This window comes from Stenotrophomonas sp. SMYL11 (genome assembly GCF_036320005.1).
GTDB lineage: Bacteria > Pseudomonadota > Gammaproteobacteria > Xanthomonadales > Xanthomonadaceae > Stenotrophomonas > Stenotrophomonas maltophilia_A.
Genome location: NZ_JAWIRS010000003.1, coordinates 228,178 through 234,814, shown reverse-complemented (window position 1 = coordinate 234,814; position 6,637 = coordinate 228,178). Strand labels below are relative to the sequence as shown.

Genomic DNA, 6,637 nt, shown 5'->3' with positions numbered 1-6,637 from the left:
GCTCCGCCGGGGGCGCCGGGGTGGGCCGGGCGCGGGGCGGCCCGGGGCTGCCGCGGGGGGGGGGGGCCCCCCCCCCCGCCCGCCACTACCCCAACGCCGCCAGCGCCTGCACCAGCGCATCCATCTGCTCCGGCCGGGTGAACACCGACGGCGTCACCCGCACGCAGGCGCCGGAGTCCAAGCCATCGCGATGGGTGGTGAACACGCGATGCTCATCCAGCAGGCGCTTCTGCAGCGCCAGGTTGTCAGCCACGCTGGTGCGCCCGCGCAGGCGGAAGCTGGCCAGCGCACTGGCCAGCGCCGGGTCCGGCGAGGACAGCACTTCGATATGTGCCATCTGCCGCGCCGGCACGGTCCAGCGCTCACGCAGGAAGCGCAGGCGCGCCTGCTTGTTGGCCACGCCGATGCGCTGGTGCAGGGCGATTGCTTCCGGCAGTGCCAGGTAGGCGGCGAAGTTGACCGTACCGGTGTGCACACGGCTGCCCACCCGGCCATCGTCGGTCTCTCCCATGTAGGGGTCCAGGTCGGTCACGCGCCCCTTGCGCACATACATCGCGCCGACACCGACCGGCGCACCGATCCACTTGTGCAGGTTGATGCCAACGAAATCGGCCTTCAGCTGCGGCACCGCGTAGTCGATCTGGCCAAACCCATGGGCCGCATCAACGATCACATCGATACCGCGCGCTCGCGCACGCTCGGCGATCTCGGCCACCGGCAGCACCAGCCCATGACGGTGGCTGACCTGGGTCAGCAGCACCAGTTTCAGGCGCGGCAACCGCGCGAATGCGGCCTCGTAGGCCTGCAGGATCTGCGCGTGGTCGGGCACTGCCGGCAGCGCGATGCGCTCGACCTGCACGCCACGGCGCTGCTGCAGCCAGCGCATCGCGCCGATCATGCTGTCGTAGTCGATGTCGGCATACAGCACCTGGTCGCCGGGCTTCAGACGGTTGTAGCCGCCGATCAGCGCCAGCATCGCCTCGGTGGCGCCACGGGTCAGTGCGATCTCGTCGGCACCCACGCCCAGCAGGTCGGCCACCTGCCGCTGCACCGCCATGTACTGCGCCGGAAAATCGCGACGGCCATACCACGCGTTGCCACGGTTCACCTCGGCGGTGTGGTGCTGGTAGCTGGCCAGCGTCTCGCGGCCCATCGCCCCCCAGTAGCCGTTCTCCAGGTGGTTCACTTCGTCGGTGATATCGAAGTGGCTGGCCACGGCGGCCCAGTAGCCTTCATCGCGGGCCAGCACGTCCGGCGCCACGGTCGTTGCGGGAATCTGCATGGGCGCAGCGTAGCGCGTGGCAGCCATGGCCGGCAGTGAAGACAGTGCGGCTGCGGCCGGCAGCAGGGTGCCGGCACGTAGCAGGGAGCGGCGCGTGCGATCCATCAGAAGCTCAGCCGGTACTGCGCGTACAGGTTGGCACCATCGGTGTCGTACGGCGCGTTGCGCGAGTAGACCAGGCCGCGGCTGGCCTGGAACACCGCCTCATCCGGATAGCGGTCGAGCACGTTGTCGGCACCCACGCGCAGGCTGTGGTGCTCGTTGATGCGATACCCCACGGCGAAGTCGAGGAAGCTCATCGCGCCGAAGCGCTGGTAGATGTCGCCCACCGCATTGCCGCTGGCGTCGGTCCAGGCACCGTAGTAGCGCATGCGCGCCATCAACGACCAGGCACCGACGTCCCAGCTGCCGGTCAGGCTGCCCTTGTGCTCGGGCAGGCGGTCTTCGAACAGCACGCGCTGGGTTTCGTTGGTGGCCACCGAGGTGCTGCCATTGTCCACCCGCGTACGGTTGTAGTTGTAGGCCAGGGTCAGGGTCATGCGGCCGGCGCCGAGGTCGCGCAGGTAGTTGCCGACCACGTCCACGCCCGTGGTGGTGGTATCGAAGTCGTTGGTGAAGTAGTTCACCGAGGTATAGCCCAGCGGATTGGGAGTACCAGCCGGAATGGCGAAACTGGCCGACTGGCTGAAGCGGTCGGTGAGCTTGATCTGGTAGACGTCCACCGAACCGGACAGGCCCAGGTCGGTGCGCCAGGTCAGGCCCAGCGACGCGGTACGCGATTCTTCCGGCTTCAGCGGCCTGGCGCCGAGCAGCTGCGCCAGCGGATCGTTCGGCGACAGGCGGCCACTGGTGAAGATCTGCAGGGTGCGCGTATCCAGGCCCTGGGTGGTGCTGGTGGTGTTGAGCTGCGCCGGTGTCGGTGCGCGGAAGCCGGTGGACACCGTGCCGCGCAGGGCCACGTCCGGGGTGATCGCGAAGCGTGCCGACAGTTTGCCATCCAGCGTGCTGCCGAAGCTGGAGAAGTCCTCGTAGCGGCTGGCCGCGCCGATGCTCCAGCGCTCGCCCAGCGGCATTTCCATATCCACGTAGGCCGCCTTGCTGCGCTGGCTCCACTGCCCGGCCTGGCTGGCCGAGAAGCCCGGCGCACCGTTGGAATTGGCTTCCAGGCCAGCGGCAGCGCCCGGGCCCACCGCGTACGAAGCCGGATCACCGGCACGCACCTGGTAGGTCTCCTGGCGGAACTCGCCACCGAAAGCGACGTTGATCGGCTTGGACAGCGCAGCCACATCCCACTCGTAGTTGAAGTCGGCGTTGGCGTTCTTCTCGGTCTGGGTCAGGCGGCCGAGATCGAACGCGGTCGGGCTGGCCGGGCCGAGCGAAGCGTTGATGGAGTTCTTCAGGCTGTAGTCGATGGCGTTGCGGCCGTACGACGCGCTGACATCCCAGCGCAGCTTGGGCGTGATCTCGCCACGCAGGCCACCGACCAGCTGCAGGTCATTCTGGACGTTGCCGTACTGCGGGCTGAAGCCCACCGGATAGATCGAACGCAGGTTCCAGCCGGGGAAGATCGCCGTGGTGCGGTAGGCACCGGTGGTGGTGTCCGGGTTGCGCCAGTTGAAATCGCTGACGCCATCGCTGTGGCTGTACAGGCCAAAGGCATAGAGCTCCAGCGTGTCACTGGCATTGGCCTTCACGTTGAAGCCGGCGCGGCGGCTTTCCAGTTCCGGTTGGCCCCAGCGCTGCACCGGGTTGGGTACGTCCAGATCCGGATGCGCGGCCTGGAAGGCGATGGCATCCGGGCGCTGGCGGGTGCGCGAGGTGGCATCGGAGTTGGACGATTCGGCGAACAGCACCAGGCTGCCGTAGTCACCCAGCGACCAGCCGGTGCGTGCACTGAAGTCGCGCGAGGCGCCATCGCCCTGTGCGTACTGCGAGTAACCGGCAGTAATCTCGGTACCGGGGCCATCTTCGAGAATGATGTTGATGACACCGGCGATGGCATCCGAACCGTACTGCGCCGAGGCACCATCGCGCAGCACTTCGATGCGCTTGATCGCACTGGTCGGAATCTGTGCCAGATCGGCCGCCTGCGCGCCACGGTTGCCGAGCAGCGCGCTGCGGTGGAAGCGACGACCGTTGACCAGCACCAACGTCTGATCCGGCGACAGGCCACGCAGCGTGGCCGGGCGCACGAATACCTGGCCGTCCGCCATCGGCAGGCGCTGCACCACGAACGACGGCACCAGCTGCGCCAGCACGTCCTTCAGGTCGGTGGATTCAACGGACTTGATGTCTTCCTTGGTGAACACGTCCACCGGCGCCAGCGTTTCGAACTGGGTGCGGTTGGAGGCGCGGGTGCCGGTGACCAGCATCGCATCGAGCTGGGTGGGCGCCGTACGGCTGCCCGCCGTGGCATCGACCGCATCGGCCTCCGCTGCAATCGCGCCTCCTGCGCTGGCCATGGAAAGGGCAAGGAGGATGGAACGCGAAAGCTTCGAACGATGCACGGCAGGGCTCCGGGAGGACGCGACAGGGCCAGCACCTGCTCGGACACAACAGGCGTGGACAAGGCGCGCAGTCTCGGCGCGATCTGTGAAGGAGCCATGACGTCAGTGCGACAGCTTGATGCCGCTGGAGCGCAAGAACTGCTAAACGAAGCGCCACGCGATCCGCTACTGTGCCCTGCATCGGATTCGGGGAATTGCAGGATGAGCGCGGCAGGCAAGGCGTTGTGGTACATCGAAACCCATGCGGACCAGCCATTGGCACTGGCCGATATTGCCGCCGCAGCGGGGCTTTCGCCGTTCCATCTGTCACGCCTGTTCCAGGCCCGTACCGGCACCTCGGTGGTGCGTTATCTGCGGGGACGGCGCCTGACCGCTGCCGCGCAGCGGCTGGCCAACGGGGCGGGCGACATCCTGCAGGTGGCACTGGGCGCGGGCTACACCACCCATGCCGCGTTCACCCGCGCCTTCAGCGAACAGTTCGGACAGACCCCGGAGCGGGTGCGCGAACAGGGCACCGATGGGCTGGCACTGGTGCAGGCGATCCGCGTGGACGATGCACCGACTGCCTGCGGCGAAGCGCCACGCCTGTTCGATACCCCCGCCTTCCAGGTCGCCGGTATCGGCATGCGGCATACCCGCGACAGCGGTGGTGCGATACCCGGACAGTGGGCGCAGCTCAACCGCGAATGGCCGACGCCAGCACCGATCAGTTTCGGCGTGTGCTGCAACAGCGATGACGACGGTGGCTTCGACTACGTCGCCGCACTGCCGATCAGCGCGCTGTCCACCGTGCCCGCGCATTGGCAGCGGATCGACGTACCGACACGTCGCTATCTGGTGGCGTGGCACGGTGGGCATATCTCGACCATCCGCTCGACCTGGTTCTGGCTGCTGGACCATTACCTTCCCGGTTCCGGGCTCAGCCTCGCCGATGCACCGGATCTGGAACGCTACGACTCCCGCTTCGATGAGCATACCGGCAACGGTGGCGTGGAGATCTGGCTGCCGGTGGACGGACGTCCTCACTGACAAGGAGTTGAAGATGCGCATGATGGACGTTGTGCTGGGAATGTTCCTGATGGCCTCCGTAGGTGTCGCCAACGCCAGCGGGCTCTGGATGGCAGGCGAACGCCACGGCACCACCACGGTGGCCAGCGCCGCGGTGCGCGATGCGCAGCACCGCGACGCCCTGCGCTACACGGTCTGGTATCCGGCGCCCGCTGGCAGTACGGAAACCGCCCTGACCATCGGTCCGCCCGATGCGCCGCTATTCGACGTCGGCCGCTCAGCCATGGATGCCCCGATCGCGGGCAAGCGCCTGCCGACCCTGCTGCTCTCCCACGGCAACGGCGGCAGCGCGCGCATGATGGGCTGGCTGGGCACGGCATTGGCGCGCGCCGGCTATCTGGTGATCGCGGTCGATCATCCCGGCAACAACGGCGTGGAGGAGATGACCCTGCCCGGCAGCGTACTGAGCTGGTTGCGTGCGGATGATCTGCGGGCGGCACTCGCTGCAGTACAGGCCGATCCGCTGCTGGGTCCGCATGTCGACCCTGAGCGACTGGGTGTGGCCGGGTTCTCGGCCGGAGGCTACACCGCGCTGCTGGCCGCCGGTGCACGCCCCGACCTGCAGCGGCTGTTGGCCTTCTGCCGCGCGCATCCGGATGACGGCGTCTGCCGGCCACAACAGGAAACCGCCACGCACACGATGGACGCGCGTGTTGCCGCTGCGAGCTCACCCGCGCTGTCTCCCTGGATCTCCCACGCCAACGACTCGCGCGCGATCCCCGGCGTGCGCGCCGTATTCCTGCTGGCGCCAGCGATCGTGCAGGCGTTCGCGCCCGAGCAGCTGTCCTCGCTGAGGCAACCGGTGTCGATCGTGCTGGGCGAGGCTGACACGGTTGCACCACCGCAGCGCAATGGCGAGGCTGCACAGGCACTGATTCCGGGCGCTGCGCTGCAGCGTCTACCGGATGTCGGTCACTACGACTTCCTGGCGGCCTGTACAGCGATGGGTGTGCAGAGGCTGCCCGAGCTCTGCAGCAGTTCGGTTCCGAAAGCGGGCACCCACGCGCAGGCAGTGGATGCCGCAGTGCGCTTCTTCGCCGAAGCACTTCGGTAGTGGCCGCCGGGCATGGCCCGGCGCTACAGTGGGCGCATCCAAGGAGGATCGGCCATGCGCCTGCTTCACCTCACCCTGCCGGTGTCCGACGTCACCACCGTCGCCGCGTATTTCCACGATGTGCTGCAGCAGCGCGTGGTCGGCAATCACGTGCACATCGGCTGGAGCACGATCGAGCTGCAGCCGGCGGGTGATCATCCGGTCGGTGGCGTGCACCTGGCCTTCAACGTACCGGACAACCGCTTCAGCGAGGCGATGACCTGGTTGCGTGAGCGCACACCGCTGCAACGCAATCCGGCGGGACTGGACTACTTCGCGCTGGAAAGCAGCTGGCAGTCGCAGTCGGTGTACTTCACTGGTCCTGACGGCCTGATCCTGGAACTGATCGGCCGCCGCCGGTTGGCGGCCAGCGCGCGCGAAGGCGCGTTCCACGGCAGCGAACTGACCTGCCTGAGCGAGGTTGGCCTGCCCAGCCACGATGTCGACGCTGTGCGCGAACAGTCCAGCCTGCGGTTCGGCCTGCAACCGATCAGCCCGCCGTCGCCGCAGTTCGCGCCGATGGGCGACGACGAGGGCCTGCTGATCGTGGTTGCGGCGGATCGTCGCTGGTTCCCCGAGCAGAAGGACCTGCCGAACGCGCGCGGCTTGCAGCTGCAGGTCGGCGACGTGGCCGGCCCGGGTGTTGTGGAGGACGCCGCGCTCGGCTGGCGGGTACAGGCGACCTGA

Annotated in this window: 5 protein-coding genes; 3 read left to right on the top strand and 2 right to left on the bottom strand. The window is 67.8% G+C overall.

Features of this window, described 5'->3' with window-relative positions:
• Positions 1-85: 85 nt before the first annotated feature.
• Positions 86-1,387, bottom strand: coding sequence for an aminotransferase class V-fold PLP-dependent enzyme (locus tag V3B46_RS07920; RefSeq protein ID WP_329891604.1), 1,302 nt, complete (start codon positions 1,385-1,387; stop codon positions 86-88).
• On the bottom strand, positions 1,387-3,789 hold the full coding sequence (locus V3B46_RS07915; RefSeq protein ID WP_329891603.1) for a TonB-dependent receptor plug domain-containing protein: 2,403 nt from the start codon (positions 3,787-3,789) through the stop codon (positions 1,387-1,389). The genes V3B46_RS07920 and V3B46_RS07915 overlap by 1 nt, the downstream gene beginning before the upstream one ends.
• 201 nt (positions 3,790-3,990) lie before the next feature.
• Between V3B46_RS07915 and V3B46_RS07910 the strand changes: the two genes are divergently transcribed.
• Genes V3B46_RS07910 through V3B46_RS07900 form a run of 3 tightly spaced genes read left to right on the top strand, consistent with a single transcriptional unit; the run spans position 3,991 to position 6,637 of the window.
• A complete protein-coding gene (locus V3B46_RS07910; RefSeq protein WP_329891602.1) occupies positions 3,991-4,818 on the top strand; it encodes an AraC family transcriptional regulator in 828 nt (275 codons plus the stop codon).
• A 13-nt stretch (positions 4,819-4,831) separates the two neighbouring features.
• On the top strand, positions 4,832-5,911 hold the full coding sequence (locus V3B46_RS07905; RefSeq protein WP_329891601.1) for an alpha/beta hydrolase family protein: 1,080 nt from the start codon (positions 4,832-4,834) through the stop codon (positions 5,909-5,911).
• Positions 5,912-5,965: 54 nt separating this feature from the next.
• A complete protein-coding gene (locus V3B46_RS07900) occupies positions 5,966-6,637 on the top strand; it encodes a VOC family protein (RefSeq protein WP_154264710.1) in 672 nt (223 codons plus the stop codon).